Genomic DNA, 14529 nt, shown 5'->3' with positions numbered 1-14529 from the left:
TGCAACGTGTGAGCGCAGCGAACCTGCAACGTGAGCGCGCAGCGAACCTGCAACGTGAGCGCAGCGAAACCTTCACCGATAAGCTGCCATCTGTCGGGCGATGTATTTCCCGATTATGTCAAATTCCAGGTTGACCTTCTTTCCGGGCTCCAAAGTATTGAAATTAGTGAACTCGTAGGTGTAGGGAATGATGGCTACTTTAAAAGTATCATCAACCGGTTCCACTACTGTGAGGGAGACACCGTTGATGCAGACACTTCCTTTGTCTACCAAGAGGGTTTCCGGGCTAAGCTTATAGCGAAAAGTAAAATACCAACTTCCGCCAGCTTCCTCAACATTAAGGCATTCACCGACGGTGTCAACGTGGCCCTGTACAATATGCCCGTCCAGGCGGGCACCGGCCTGCATTGCCCGTTCGAGGTTGACCCGATCGCCGATTTTCCACTCTCCGAGGCGGGTTCGGTCCATCGTTTCCCGGATGGCGGTGACGGTGTGGGTGTCTTCCGTCAGGGCTACTACCGTGAGGCAGACGCCGTCGTGGGCCAGGCTTTGATCAATCTTAAGCTCGTTACTGATGGTCGATTGAACCGTAAAGTGGACGTTGTCTCCTTCGTGTTTAAGGTTGGTAATGGTGCCTGCAGCTTCTATTATTCCGGTAAACATGTAAAGGGGTATTGATTGGTAATTATAAATTCTTGTTCATAACCACTCAGCAATCGTTTTAGATTTGATAAAGTGTAAATCAATAATTACCCACCAATAATGGTGAATCAACCGATCACCACTTCTTCGAAGTTGAAAGGAACGGTAATGACTACCGCCCGTTTAGCATAGAAAATACCGGTGGTCATTTTCTTACCGTCTACCGTAAATTTAGTAGGCGGTTGTGAAAGACCGACGAAGCGGATCTGGGCATCCTGAAAATTAGCGTTGTAATCCCCCTTGATGGTCTGCCTCAGGCGGACTTTTTTACCCGAAGTACTGACCGCATAGGTTCTTTCCGTGTACTGACCGGCTTGGTGACCGTAGCCTTCACCAGCGTCCCAATAAAAAGTACTTTCTCCGCTTTCTGCCGAGAAGACGCTGAGTTCTATATGGCGCAATTTTTGCATTTCTGCCGTATTCTGAACGATTCCTACCGTAGGGAGGGTGGCACCGGCACGGACAAAGATCGGGATGCGATCCGCCTTAATTTTAGCCTTGAGAATTTGTTTGCCCCAATGTGATTCTCCCGTCCAGAAATTGTACCAGGTACCTTTTGGCAGGTAGACCTGCATGGTCTTAATCCCTTTTTTGAGAACGGGACAAACCATCAGGTCTTCTCCGTATAGAAATTGGTCGCCGTACTTCAGGCAGTTTACGTCCGTCTGGTCGTAAAAGAACAGGTTCCGTAGTACAGGAACTCCTGTTTTCAGGTGCTTTTGGAAACTACTGTAGAGGTAGGGTAGGAGCTGGTACCTCATTTGGATGGCCCGGCGATTATGCTTTGTGGCCTCCTTACCATGAACCCATGGCTCCTGGTCTTGTCTGTTTTCTTCTTCTGCCTTTTTTACGGCATCTGCTTCCGCTTCTGCGGCACCGTCAGCATTATTGCCCATACTATGGGTGCGCATAACCGGGTGGAAAACGGCAAGTTGCAGCCAGCGGGTCATCATTTCTGGCGTCGGGTTGTCGACGAATCCTCCGATGTCAGTACCCACCAGACTATAACCACTGATGGCCATCCGGAGGCACTGCCGGTTGGCGATCTGAAGGTGTTCCCAGCTGGCGACGTTGTCTCCCGTCCAAAGGGCAGCGTAGCGCTGCCCGCCACTGAAGCTTGCCCGTCCAAGGAGGAAGGGCCGCTTGGCTGGCTGCAATGCCTTCAGGCCGTCATAGCTGGCCCGGGTCATTTGCATGCCGTAAATGTTATGAGCTTTCTTATGGTTCGTCGGTTCTCCGTCGTAGTCGTGCATGACATCGTGCGGGAAGGTTAGGCTGTTGATCTTGAACATGGCCGGTTCGTTCATGTCATTCCAGAACCCACTAACTCCCTGGTCGACATAAAGCTCGCGGTATAACGGTCCCCACCAATCGCGAACGTAAGGATCGGTAAAGTCTGGCCATACACATTCCTGCGGCCAGACGGGACCTTGCATCACCTCTCCGGAGGAACGGCGACAGAAAACGTCCTCTTCAGTACCGGAGGCATACACGTCGTATTCCTCATCCACCCTAATGCCCGGATCGATCATGACTACCGTATGAAAACCGTCTTCTTTGAGGTCACCGATCATTTTCTTCGGATCGGGGAAGTGGTCTTTGTTCCAGGTGAAACAGCGGTAGCCATCCATATAATCGATGTCGAGGTAAATCGCATCGCAGGGAATTTTTTTGGTACGGAAGGATTTGGCGAGTTCTCGCACGCGGCTTTCCGGGTAGTAACTCCAACGGCATTGGTGGAAGCCCATCGCCCAAAGTGGTGGGAGTTCTGGCAGGCCGGTCAGTTGGTGATATTGAGCCGCAACGTCATCGAGCTGCGGACCATAAATGAAGTAGTAATCAAACTCACCGCCTTCTGCCCATATGGTAGCAACGCCATTTTTCTTGGTGTTGAAGTCGAAATGACTCTGGTAGGTGTTGTCCAGGAATAGGCCATAGGCTGCACCCTTCCGTAGACCGTAATAGAACGGAATACTGCGGTAAAGTGCTTCGTGGCCTTTGCCGAAGGCGAAAGAGTCAGAATTCCAGTTGGAGAACTTCGCTCCCTGCAGGTTGGTATCCCAGGCTTTATCGCCAAGGCCGTAAATGGCTTCTTTGGGGTCCGTTTTTAGTTGAATCCGAACCTGCTCCAGTCCGCGGTTAAGGGTCGTACGGCCGTAGAAACTTGCTGCGTATTCATGCAGTATTTGTCCGGTTTTTTTATCGACTACCTTGATCTTACCATTAGATTTGCCAATGCTTATCGTTAAGACCGCAGTGGTCAGGATAAAGGCTGTTTTTTGCTCCCTGATCCCCGTTTTTGCATCCTGCGGCCGCGCCTCATCAGCTATGGCATAACTGAAATCACGGCCTGGAGCCCCAACACTGTAACGAAAACGAACCGTGCGATCATTCCAAATCTGGAGTTGTAATTCAGCTTTTCCAGCGCTTTTAATCGCATAAGAATGCGGGGTAGTCGCCACGACGCTTGTTACTTTTCCAATCTCATGTTCGTAATAAACATCTTCAAAACGATCGGTTCCTGTAGCGTCCTTTTCGGCGGTCAGGTGGGCGTCGGGAGCAAAGGCATCCCGAACTCTTTTTTTCATTTTGGCCATAAGGGGGTATTCTCGGCGCAAGGTAGGAAAAGTTACGGGTTGGGACTGGTATTGTTGACTTAGTCAGCATGTCTCCAGCCGCTGCTTCTTTCGGGTAAATGAGTACCTGCCTTAATGCCTAAATGTCCATAATGGTTCCTGACCCACGCACCTCGCTTAGTGTAACTTCTTAATGCCTTCGTGCCTTAGTGGTTACTCCTTCCCCTTATTCCTTCAGTAAAAACACATTCGTAAAGGTTGTCTCTTCGCCGCCAAAGCCGGAAGTTGAAGTAGTGATAGATGCCGTTAACCCGTGCTGGTCATAAAACAGATAGCCATCAAGGTCAAGAACGACGGGGACACAGCTAACTACCTTCTGGTTCAAAAAGGACCGGCCCTCAATGGTAAAGGTGGGCATACTTGCCACAAAATCTCCGGTAAATTTCTCTCCGTTTTCGTAGAAGACACAATCGCTGTAGCTCAACTCCGCAACCGGCGCTGCCTGCAATCGGAGGGTGTCTGAGCCATAAAAGAAAAACAGTCGCGTGCGCTGACGGTCTTCCGCATTGATGATGAGGAAGTCACCTTTCCTTTGGGCTTCAAACACGAAATCTTCGCCATTCTCATAGCTTTCCGTGAACTCAATCGCGTTTTCGTCGCTGGCGGTAATCGTCAAATCCAGTTCCCAGACTTCATTTGTGCTGGCCTGCCCGCATTCGTAAGAGAAGACCTCGAAGGTATTGAATTGACCGACTACCGGTTCCTGGAAATTGATGCGTTCTGGGTTGAGTACAGGATCTGGGTCCTGAGGTGCTGAAATGTTTCCTTTTTCACAAGCGGTGAAAACAGTGAGTAGGGTAAAAAGGATGAGAAGGTATCGGTTCAGGTAGGTCATGGCACGGTGGTTTGTCTGTTAGACGGTGTTCCCCCGCGGCGGCGTTGGTTCCTTTGGAAGAAAAAAGATCGGATACGAAAGGTTAGGGGCACCAGCAATTGCCAGTGCCCCTAATTCAATACTGTGTTGTTCTAATGTTTCTCAGGAAGAACAACTTTCATAACTCCAGGAAATTCTATTCTTTACTTGTATTGACAAGCCTTGTAGGTGGAGTTGAAGTGCAGGTTCCTTTGCAACCAAGGAAATGTCTACGCATCCATTATTACCGAACCATCACCCGGCCAGTATGACGGACACCGCTGTTGCTGAGCCAGCTCAGTAAGTAAAGACCCGTTTTTTGATTTTGAAGTACAAAGCGGAATCGCTCCGTACCGGCTGGAACTACTTCAGTTTGTACTCGACGTCCGTCGGAAGAAAAGACTTCCAGCGTAGTTGGCTGGTTCGTGAGTGGCAGATCGATATTTAATTCGCCGGAGGTCGGATTTGGGAAGGCGGCCAGGTTAGCAATTACTACCTGTGGTCGGCGTGTGCTGACCAGATTGGAGGTAAGATGGCGCTCGATGTGGCCACCATCACCTGTGAGGTAAACAAACTTTCCGCTTGGCGTAAGACCGACGCCACGGCCTGCACCACAGGACCTGGCTACGGCCTCCCAGGTTACTCCTTCGTCTAAGCTTCGACTTAGCAGCGCATTGTTGCCGCTCGCAAAGCTTGCGCTGTAAGTTGCACCGGTCGCTTCATCAACTTTGTACCCGTAGCCTGCGGCATTTTCGGAAAGGACGACCCAGGAGGCACCCCCGTCGGTGGTCATGAACGCATTTCTGTTGGCCGTGCTGATGATGCCACGTTGAGCGGTGTAAAAGTGAACTCCTTCCCAGCGGTAATTATCATTCGGGCTGGTCAACTCAGTCCAGGTAAGTCCTCCGTCAGTGGTTTTGCCGAGGACTTTATCCCCTACGGCATAGCCGATGTCATCAGTGGGGAAGAAAACGCGGTTAATCCTGCGGTCGAAGTTGTGGTCGATCACGGTGAAAGTCGCGCCGTCATCAGTAGAGATACCGGCGAGTTCAAAGCCCATCACGAATAGGTTACCATTGCTGAAAGTATGGAAAGCATTAGCATCTCCCTGGCCAAGGCCGCTCTCCTCCTGGAAATACCAGTCGTAGCTCGAACCACCGTTCTTGGTGATGCGTGGGTAGGAATTACCGTAATAAAGGACGTGCTCCTGCTCGCTCCGCATATCGACGAACGTTACCGGGGCATTAGGGTTGGTATTGCCGCTGACTAAGGGCGTCCAGCTGTCTCCACCATCAGTAGTTTTTAGCAGAGCACTGCCGGTACCTGCTACGATACCAACATTGTCGTTAATAAAGGCAATCTCCGTCAGGCTTACCCGATTCGAAGGAATTTGCCCTTCCCAGTTCTCAAAGTTTGTTGCAGAGTAGAAGATTTCTCCGGCATCGCTCGGCACGAAAAACTCATCACCCCGGCGGTGGTAGTTGTAGAAGCCAGGACGGGTTCCGGACTGACTAGGAAAAAAGCCGCGCGTCCAGTTGCTACCTCCGTCCATACTTACCCAGTACTCGTCTACAAGACCGGCACAGACCAGGTGGGTGTCGGAGAAAGACTCCATCCATAACATTCTTCGGGGCTTTTCCGGCGGGGCCAGGTTGGTCCAGGTAAGTCCTCCGTCGGTAGTTCGGAAGATGTCCTGGCCACTATCTTGCCGCCAACCTTTATTGGCATCACGCCAGTGTACTGCAATGGGATTGCCTTCCACGGCGGTGGAAACCGGCGTCCAGGTAGCACCACTATCAGTTGTTTTATGGAGGATTTTGTCGCTGTCGAACACATAGCCCGAGGTGCTATTATAAAAGGACATGAAGGTGCCCTGGAAGTTTGCGGTTAGCCCGTCAATAACCGTCCATGTGTTGCCGTTATCGGTGCTGCGCAAGTAGTCCGCGCCATTCCTGTCGCCAATTATTACGTTGTTGTCCAGGGCGTGTAGTTGACGGATTTCCTGATAATCTTCGCTAACGGACATGGAGAAGGAGCCACCGCTACGGGTGAGGATGATGCCGTCTCCGGCAATGACCGCATTGTCGCAGTCATCCCCAAGGCAGGTAACGGAATAGTAATCCAGGCTGCTGTCGGCAATGTCAACTAGTGTCCAATTCATTCCGGCGTCGGTTGTCCGTGTTACCACGCCGCAGGTGCCAACGGCGTAGCCTTGGCCTGATGCGTCAACGTAGACGTCCTGGAATTTGGTGTCCCAGTCGCGAGGATAGACAACGTTCTCCGTTTGAGCGGACAAGCTGAGAGAAACAAATAAAAACAGCAGGGATAGGTAGAAGGAAGCGTGTTTCATTTCTGGAGCGTATTTTCTAACAAGTTCTTAAGAACTGGTGGGTTGAATAACTGCTACAAAGTTCAGTTATAGGTATACGGCTGGCCTCTAGGGAAACGGAGATTTGGAAAAACTACTGGAATTCATGGAGGAGGGGAGGGGGCAGTAATCAGGAATCAGTTCAGGTCTCAGAATTTAGTGTTTAGCTTTCAGGGGCCTTGCTGAAGACTGATCACTACATATTGAATACTCCCAAGGGCGGGGCCGCAGGTGCAGGGGAATGGATGTGGAAGCAAACCTGTCTCTTACCTGCTAGCTTTAAGAGCTCGTCCAACAGCACGGACATTCGTCGGGAACACTTATACCAATGCTCCGTATTTTTACTAAAATCCTCCTATGCAAGGCTTAAGAACCACCATCTACCAAGTCCCGGACCTCACTGCTGCGAAAGCGTGGTACACGAAGGCCTTCGGTAAAGCGCCATATTTCGATGAACCCTTTTACGTGGGGTTCAATATTGGTGGGTACGAATTGGGTTTACAACCTGAAGAAGGAGGACCACTGATCAAATCAACGAACGTTGTTTCCTACTGGGGTGTCGGGGAAGACGTTCAAGCCGCATTTGACGGGTTGCTGGCAATTGGTGGTACCGCCCATGAAGAACCCATGAACGTCGGTGGCCCACTGATCGTCGCTAGCGTCCTTGACCCTTGGGGAAACCCCATCGGACTGATTTATAACCCAGTATTCAAGGCAGATTGATCGAAATCTCGTCCCGATTCGTCGATAACGGAAAGCAGGAGAGGTATTTACCAGCAATTTCGTGACCTTACTTTTCGCTTGTAGGGCATCTCCTTGGGCAAACGTCAATTTTGAAGTCCCTAATCCACCCCACCCATGAATAAAACGAACCGGCGTATCCTCCAGCTTCTGGCCCGTCATAGTGATTGGCAACCGGAGGAGATAGAAAGTGCCCTGCAGCAACGGGTTCACGCTTCTGCCACGGATTGGCACTGGCTGCTGAGGATGTTGTTCCTGGCCCTGGGCTTCGGCTTTCTGGCTAGTGGCATCCTCTTCTTCTTTGCCTACAATTGGTCAGAGATCCCCAAACTGGGCAAAATTGTAATCGCCGCCCTGGGCGTGAGCGCCCCCGTTCTACTTTCGCTCTTGCCCAATTTGTCCGACCTGCTGCGCAAGAGCTTTTTGACCACCGGAGCTTTTCTGGTGGGTCCGCTTTTTGGGGTCCTCGGACAGATCTATCAGACTGGCGCCAATGCCTACGACCTGTTCTTCGCATGGGCACTGTTCATCATCATTTGGGCGATAGTTGTCGACTTTGCCCCACTGTGGTTGCTATTTGTCGGGTTGCTGAATATCACGGTTTCGCTCTACGCCGAGCAAATTGCCAGTGGCTGGGATTTTTCCTTCACTTACATGTTGCTCTTCGCGCTTAATAGCTTAGCTGTCGTGCTTGTCCATTTGGTACCTAGGCTAAGTTTCCGAAAACCCTATCCCAGTTGGCTCGCTAAAGTTTTTGCACTGGCCGCAATCGGCTGCGCCACGGTTGCCTGCTTTAGTGCCATCATGGATGAGGGAGGTGGACTTGCTGGATTGTATACGCTACTCGTTGCCATAGTGTACGGACTTACCAGATGGTATGCCATAAAGCAACAAGAGCTGTTCTATCTGGTCGCAATGACCTTCAGCCTGATCGTGATCGGTACCGCAATAATTGTACAAATAGATGATAATAGCGGTGGCTTTTTTCTAGCCACGCTTTGGGTCGTCGGCACCACCATCGGCAGCATCTTTTACCTCAACCGCTATCGTAAAATATGGAGCCATGAGTGAACAACAATTAAACGACGAACTGGCATTATTGAAATCCGGCACCAACCGACCACTTCAGATCGATGAAGTAGCACTCCTTGATGAGTTTCAGCATGATCAGGAACACGAAGGCTCTCTGGGGATGAAAATCCTTTCCATTCTGGGAGCTTTACTGGCAACGGCCTTCTTTCTTGGCTTTATTTTTGTGGCCGACGTCTATGATTCTGCCGTAGGCTTAACCATGACCGGCCTAATACTGATCGGGGCCAGCTACGTATTGAGCCGGCCGAAATACGCAGGGTTGATGGCCGATGCCTTCAGTGTTTCATTTGCTACTTGTGGCTATATGCTATTATTGATTGGCTTGGTGGATCCCATAAACTCCGAACGAGGTGTAGCCTTAGCTGGTGCCTTCATCGCAGGCACAATTCTGGTGCTGCATGAAAACAGGATAGTCACTTTTTTGGCTACCGTTACCACCGCCGGCTCCTTACTGTTTTTGGCTGCTGATGGTTGGGAATCGCCTGCTGTTCACTTCTACGTAGGCATTACCGCACTGTTACTCACCGTTTGGTTTCTGTTTGAAGGAACGTTACTCAAAGTCTCCGCCCTGGTTAGCCGGAGGTATGACGGCATTCGAACCGGACTCATCTTTGCACTAATAATGGGCACTTACTACCTCAGCGACTTTAACTGGTGGATGGGGATGGAGCGTGCGCCCAATTGGTATGTTTCTGTGATCTTGATTCCTTTAACGGGCCTTGTCACCTGGCAGCTATTACGAAAATTTGTTAAAGAGTCAGCTACCAGAGTAGCGTACCTGACCGGCACACTCACCTTGCTTCTACCTACGGTGTTTGCACCTGCGATCTGCGCCGCATTATTGATCCTGCTCCTGAGCTGGCGTTCCGGTTACCGCACCGGAGCAGCCATCGCCGTAATTGCGCTGGTCTATTTCGTCAGCCGGTATTACTACGACCTTAACCTGACCTTATTCACCAAGGCCATTATTTTATCGGTGTCCGGCCTCTTGTTTCTGGCCGCCTACCGCGTCTTGCACCAAAAAATCAGCCCACAATGAAACCACTGACCCGCGTACTGGTGATGGTTAATCTGATCATCCTTTTGGTTTACACAACATACTACGTGCAGAATAAGGAAACCATTCTCTCCGACGGAGCGCTCCTCCTTTTCGAGCTGGCCCCCGTGGATCCTCGATCCCTGATTCAGGGAGACTTTATGGTACTCGATTATGCCGTCAGCCGCGGTTTTAACCAGGATAGTCTTCCTAAAAAGGGTTATTTCGTGGTAACAAAAGATGCTCAGGGCGTTGCACAAAAAGAACGGGTTCAAGTATCAACCACTCCGCTGAACCCCGGAGAATTTCTCGTGAATTACACCAAGCCGGATTGGCAAATCAACATTGGGGCAGAGTCCTACTTTTTTGAAGAAGGAACGGCTTCGATCTACGAGGCCGCGAAGTACGGTGGCATCAAAATTGATAATGCCGGAAACAGTTTATTGATTGGGCTTTACGATGAGGATCGCAAGCTCCTGGGAGGGGAGAATGAGAGAATTACAGAAGGAGAGAATTAATAATAGGCTGCTTGAATGAGCGCAGCGAGCACTTCCCCGCGGCAGCTATTCTCTCCTTCAATTATTCCCTCCTTCACTTACTCTCTCTTCACTCAAATGTAGAAACCCAGGCAATAGCCTCCGCAATCTTCTGCCGTTCTCCTTCCAGGTCCGCCTCAGAATACTGATAAGCCTCCGCAAAGACAGCCAGTACTTCTTCCAGCACCGGTTCAATGCTCGGCATGTCGAAGTACAGCCGGCCACTGCGGCGTTCCACCCAGTCGATGGGGTAGAGGGCGAGTTCGTTTTCGATGCACCAGGCAGCTTCGGCACATGCCAGACGAGCTACGTCGGTTCCTTCGCCGCGCTTCAGGGCCGCTGCTATGATGACCGGCGTCTGCTTGCCATAGTTACTGACCAGGTAGGCCGCGCGGTCGGGGGCTAAGCTGGCATCTTCCAGTTGTTTGGCTATTTCTTTTTCGTAGGCCAGCACGGAAGCGAAGTCCGGGAAAGGGCCTCCGGTCAGGTCAATGTTTTTAGTATTGGTTTTTTTCAGGTTGCCTCCGTCATCTTTCATTTGGTCGCCCAGCCGGTCGACTACGCGCTCCGCCATTTTGCGGTAACCGGTCAGTTTACCTCCGGCAATGGACAGGAGGCCAGAGGCGGATTCAAAGATTTCATCCTTACGGGACATCTCTCCGGCAGATTTGCCTTCCTCAAAGATCAGCGGGCGAACGCCCGCCCAGCTGGACTCCACATCGTCTATCGTGAGGTTGACCGTAGGGAAGATGGCGTTGGTACCTTTTAATAGGTATTCTACGTCCTCTTTATTGGTCGGGATGGCGTTCGGGTCCCCTTTGTACGGCGTGTCGGTGGTGCCGATATAGGTGCAACGCAGGCGGGGAATAGCGAATAGCATCCGACCATCCTCGACGTCGAAGTAAACGGCATGTTGCAGCGGTAAGCGCTCACGGGCTACGACAATATGAACGCCTTTAGAAAGAAAGACGTGCCGTTCGGTCATGCTTTTGTCCACTGTCCGCAGCTCATCCACCCAGGGGCCGGTGGAACTGATGACGTGCTTGGTCCTTACGGTAATGGACTTGCCACTAAAGCGGTCGTTGCAAACGACGGCTGTAATTTGCTGGTCTTCGTCATAGACAAAGTCTTTGGCCTCCACATAGTTGAGCGCCGTGGCACCGTGACGTTCGGCCGTTTTGATGTTTTCAATGGTTAGGCGGGCATCATCTGTACGGTATTCTGCGTAGAAGCCACCTCCTTTAAGGATGTCCTTTCGGACGAGTGGCTCATGCTCGATGGTTTCCTCTTTGGTCAGCATTATCCGCTTGTCGTCCCCCTCCACATCAGCGAGGAAGTCATAGACCCAAAGTGCCATGCTGGTAGATAATCTCCCCAATGATCCACCTTCGACCAGAGGAAGCAGCATCTTTTCGGGCCGAACAAGGTGGGGGGCGATTTCGTGCACCACGGCGCGTTCCTGCCCAACTTCTCTTACCAGGCCAATTTCCAGATTTTTGAGGTACCGTAGTCCTCCGTGAATCAGCTTGGTGGATTTGGAACTGGTGCCCGAGGCAAAATCATTTCGCTCGATGACCACCACTTTAAGGCCACGGCTTGCTGCGTCGAGGGCCACGCCAGCACCGGTAATTCCTCCGCCGATGACAATCAGGTCAAATTCCTGCGTCCGTAACTGTTCGATCTTTTCCTGGCGATGACGGGTGGGTTTCATATTGACTACTTTTCTTTATTGTTGTTGCGTTTAACAGCCTGTAAAGTACGAGGGGCTGGTATTTGTTCTGGCATACGCTGCTGCATTGTTTTTCTTTTAGCCTTAGAGCAGCGATTTCTGTGCTGAAATCCCTTTGGTTTTAGCTTTCTTCCAGGCAGGGCGCGGCCGCAGGTGCAGCGGAAGGCTTTAGGAGCAGGGCAGGGGAGGTCGGTAATGTCCCTCGTTAAACCTTACTTTGCACACCGAAAAGTAACTGCCTTATGCCAGAAATCATCGCCGCAGGCGAACTACTCATTGATCTGATCAGTACCGAATACACGGATGACTTTCGCTCGGCCGATACTTACCAACGGCTGCCCGGCGGCAGCCCCGCCAACCTGGCGATGAACCTGGCCCGCCTCGGCAGAAATGTTGGCCTGGTGGCTACCGTCGGGCATGACGACGCCGGAGGTCTATTAATCGAGGCCGTAAAGGAGGCAGGAGTGGACACTACCAGAGTAAACCGGGTAGCTGAACCAACGACCCTGATTCTGGTAACTAAAAGCCGTGCCGTCAGCGACTTCGAACCCTATCGGCTGGCGGATCGATTCATCACTGCGGCGCAATTGGACATCCCTTCGGGCGTCCGCATTTTTCACACTACCGCCTTTGCACTTAGCAAAGAGCCCGCCCGGAGTGCTATTCTGAACGGTATGGAAAAAGCTAGTGAGGCGGGCGTACGTTTAAGCGTCGATTTTAACTACGCCGACAAAATTTGGGCATCCGATCGGGAAGCCGGGCTGGACACCCTGACCAAAATCGCCGCCGCTGGCGGGTTGATCAAAGTAAGTGAAGTTGATTTTGAACGCCTGTTTGGTGGTGCCGTAACTGATAACCATGCAGCGGCACAACGGATCATGGACCTGGGTGCTCACCTCGTTTGCCTGACCCTGGGCGAAGAAGGTTGCTACGTAATGCACCAGAATGGCGCGTTTTACCTGCCCGCTCGGAAGGTGGAGGTCAAGGATACTACTGGTGCAGGTGATGCCTTTTGGTCTGGCTTTCTGGCGGCCCACCTGGGCGGCCATGACTGGGAAGCTTGCGCCCGCGCCGGGCGCGGTATGGCAGAGCTCAAACTAGGCACCGTTGGCCCGCTGACCCATAAAGTCTCGCTGGAGGAGCTGCTTGGTTAGTAGTTTACTCACCACAATCAACGTAAACGGCCTTAGCCCGAAACATTGCTTCTGACTTCACCTTGCACCCGCGCGCCGTCGCCCAGGTACTGTCACTTTGCACGCTTTGCCGGATATTTCCCTGGGTGAGCACATCATAAAGCAATACATATTTACCGGGGAATTCCTGTGTACGAATATCACCTTCCTGTACCTCCAGAAGTGTTCCCTTTCTTGTTTCCGGATGAATGCGCTGGTAATAATCAAAGCCCGGTACTGCACCATGATGCAGAACTGGCGTGTATCCTTCTTCCATTGAAGTAGCTAATCGGCGGGCATCACTGAAACTCAGCGGTTGCCAGAAATGACGAACGACATTGGTGCCTCCCAGTACCAATACCCAAATCACGATAAAACTATATTTCCATAAACCCGGGAGGTTCGTTGTTTCGAAAACATATTTACTGCCCATGGTCGCCAGCACCCAAAGCCCGGGCAGTACGAAAAGCAGGAGTCTGGGAATCAGGCTATAGTAACCGAAACCTGACACGACAAGCACCAGCAAGAGCGGACCCACTAAGAGCGTTCGGTGAAACCAGCTGCTGCGCAGCCAGCCGGCAACCAAGGCCGCAGTCCCAAAGACGATGGCAATTGCCGTAAAACCGAAGGCTAATTTTGGTATAGAGAAGAGCAAGTTGCCAAGTTGCTCCCATGGGTAGTTTTGCTGGGGTAAGGGGAAAAAGTAGGTTTCGTGATAGGTGTTGAGATAGGAACTGCCGATGGCTGGGCGCAGCACCGTTAAGTAGAGTAGGGCAAATGACAGGAGCCAACAGGTTCCGATACCCAACCAGATCAACCGTTCACTTTGTTGCTGTTTGCTTTCATTAGCCTCCGGAAACATAAATTGGGCTGCCCCTGCCGCCGCCAGTACAAAGACTGCTGGCAGGGAGAGCCAAATCATCAATACGCCAGCTATACCCCAGATTACCCAACTGAAACGATGTTTTGTGCACGCCATTCCTGTAATTAGTGCTGCGACCCCGAGGTCAATACTGTAAGGCTTTACCTCACTGACGTATCGAAGTACATCCGGATTGAGGAAGGCAAGTGCTAACGGAAGCAAAAGCCACCAGCCTAACTTTAGACTTTTGCCAGTTAGAAATAGTCCAATAATCGCTAATGTCCCCCCGGCCAGGGCGGGCAGGCGTAGGGCCCGCTCCCCATAACCAAACAATTCGCCGCACAGTTTGGCGGCCACCAGGTAGAGTGGGGGAGCGTACTGCCGGTGATCAAGTGGAGAAAACAAACCGGAGAAGGATCGGTCAAACAAGTTCCTTGCTACGTTGGCTTCATCCAGAAAGAGTGGCCGTCCTGCCCACCAATTGATCAGCCACAGGATTGCTCCCAGAACGATCAATACCAGACAGGACCATTTTAACGAGTTCGCCATCGGGGCCAAAAATAGCTTAAAAAAAACCTGCCCTCCAGCGGATTGAGAATCAGTCCCTTGCCGGGCACATCTGCAACTTTTTCCAGCCTTGTAGACATTTTACTTGCACAGTCCTTGTCAACGATGCTATATTTGCATCGCTTTAGTAATAAGGCACATGGCTGAGCAGCCAGCAGACGCGGATTTAGCTCAGTTGGTAGAGCGCAACCTTGCCAAGGTTGAGGTCGCAGGTTCGAATCTTGTAATCCGCTCT

The 14529-nt window shown here is 51.4% G+C and carries 11 protein-coding genes and 1 tRNA gene; 6 read left to right on the top strand and 6 right to left on the bottom strand.

What is annotated here, in order from left to right:
- Positions 1 to 72 precede the first annotated feature (72 nt).
- The 4 genes from B036_RS0124660 to B036_RS0124645 all read right to left on the bottom strand — a co-directional run bounded on the left by B036_RS0124660 (position 73) and on the right by B036_RS0124645 (position 6541).
- The gene (locus B036_RS0124660) at positions 73 to 663 is read right to left on the bottom strand and encodes a riboflavin synthase (protein ID WP_020571417.1); all 591 of its coding nucleotides are present in this window, start codon (positions 661 to 663) and stop codon (positions 73 to 75) included.
- Positions 664 to 770: 107 nt separating this feature from the next.
- Positions 771 to 3299, bottom strand: a complete 2529-nt coding sequence (locus B036_RS0124655) for a glycoside hydrolase family 31 protein (protein ID WP_020571416.1) — start codon at positions 3297 to 3299, stop codon at positions 771 to 773.
- 205 nt (positions 3300 to 3504) lie between these two features.
- A complete protein-coding gene (locus tag B036_RS0124650) occupies positions 3505 to 4173 on the bottom strand; it encodes a hypothetical protein (protein ID WP_020571415.1) in 669 nt (222 codons plus the stop codon).
- Positions 4174 to 4435: 262 nt separating this feature from the next.
- Positions 4436 to 6541, bottom strand: a complete 2106-nt coding sequence (locus tag B036_RS0124645) for a YCF48-related protein (protein WP_020571414.1) — start codon at positions 6539 to 6541, stop codon at positions 4436 to 4438.
- A 375-nt stretch (positions 6542 to 6916) separates the two neighbouring features.
- Here B036_RS0124645 and B036_RS0124640 point away from each other — a divergent pair, with 375 nt between their 5' ends.
- From B036_RS0124640 to B036_RS0124625, 4 genes are all read left to right on the top strand, one after another.
- The gene (locus B036_RS0124640; RefSeq protein ID WP_020571413.1) at positions 6917 to 7282 is read left to right on the top strand and encodes a VOC family protein; all 366 of its coding nucleotides are present in this window, start codon (positions 6917 to 6919) and stop codon (positions 7280 to 7282) included.
- A gap of 135 nt (positions 7283 to 7417) precedes the next feature.
- Positions 7418 to 8371, top strand: coding sequence for a DUF2157 domain-containing protein (locus B036_RS0124635; RefSeq protein ID WP_020571412.1), 954 nt, complete (start codon positions 7418 to 7420; stop codon positions 8369 to 8371).
- Positions 8364 to 9431 carry a DUF4401 domain-containing protein gene (locus B036_RS0124630; RefSeq protein WP_020571411.1) on the top strand — a complete coding sequence of 356 codons (1068 nt, stop codon included), beginning with the start codon at positions 8364 to 8366 and terminating at the stop codon, positions 9429 to 9431. The genes B036_RS0124635 and B036_RS0124630 overlap by 8 nt, the downstream gene beginning before the upstream one ends.
- A complete protein-coding gene (locus B036_RS0124625) occupies positions 9428 to 9946 on the top strand; it encodes a GDYXXLXY domain-containing protein (RefSeq protein WP_020571410.1) in 519 nt (172 codons plus the stop codon). The genes B036_RS0124630 and B036_RS0124625 overlap by 4 nt, the downstream gene beginning before the upstream one ends.
- Positions 9947 to 10034: 88 nt before the next feature.
- Here the strand turns inward: B036_RS0124625 and B036_RS0124620 are convergent, their stop codons facing one another.
- Positions 10035 to 11675 carry a glycerol-3-phosphate dehydrogenase/oxidase gene (locus tag B036_RS0124620; protein WP_020571409.1) on the bottom strand — a complete coding sequence of 547 codons (1641 nt, stop codon included), beginning with the start codon at positions 11673 to 11675 and terminating at the stop codon, positions 10035 to 10037.
- Positions 11676 to 11935: 260 nt separating this feature from the next.
- Between B036_RS0124620 and B036_RS0124615 the strand changes: the two genes are divergently transcribed.
- Positions 11936 to 12847 carry a carbohydrate kinase family protein gene (locus B036_RS0124615; protein ID WP_020571408.1) on the top strand — a complete coding sequence of 304 codons (912 nt, stop codon included), beginning with the start codon at positions 11936 to 11938 and terminating at the stop codon, positions 12845 to 12847.
- A 4-nt stretch (positions 12848 to 12851) separates the two neighbouring features.
- Here the strand turns inward: B036_RS0124615 and B036_RS0124610 are convergent, their stop codons facing one another.
- Positions 12852 to 14276, bottom strand: a complete 1425-nt coding sequence (locus B036_RS0124610) for a hypothetical protein (RefSeq protein WP_020571407.1) — start codon at positions 14274 to 14276, stop codon at positions 12852 to 12854.
- Positions 14277 to 14454: 178 nt separating this feature from the next.
- Here B036_RS0124610 and B036_RS0124605 point away from each other — a divergent pair.
- Positions 14455 to 14527, top strand: a tRNA-Gly gene (locus B036_RS0124605).
- Positions 14528 to 14529 lie beyond the last annotated feature (2 nt).

Origin of the sequence: Neolewinella persica DSM 23188 (genome assembly GCF_000373105.1) — a bacterium.
In the GTDB taxonomy this organism is placed as follows: domain Bacteria; phylum Bacteroidota; class Bacteroidia; order Chitinophagales; family Saprospiraceae; genus Neolewinella; species Neolewinella persica.
The sequence above is the reverse complement of the archived record's forward strand: the minus strand, read 5'-3'. Positions and strand labels throughout refer to the sequence as shown.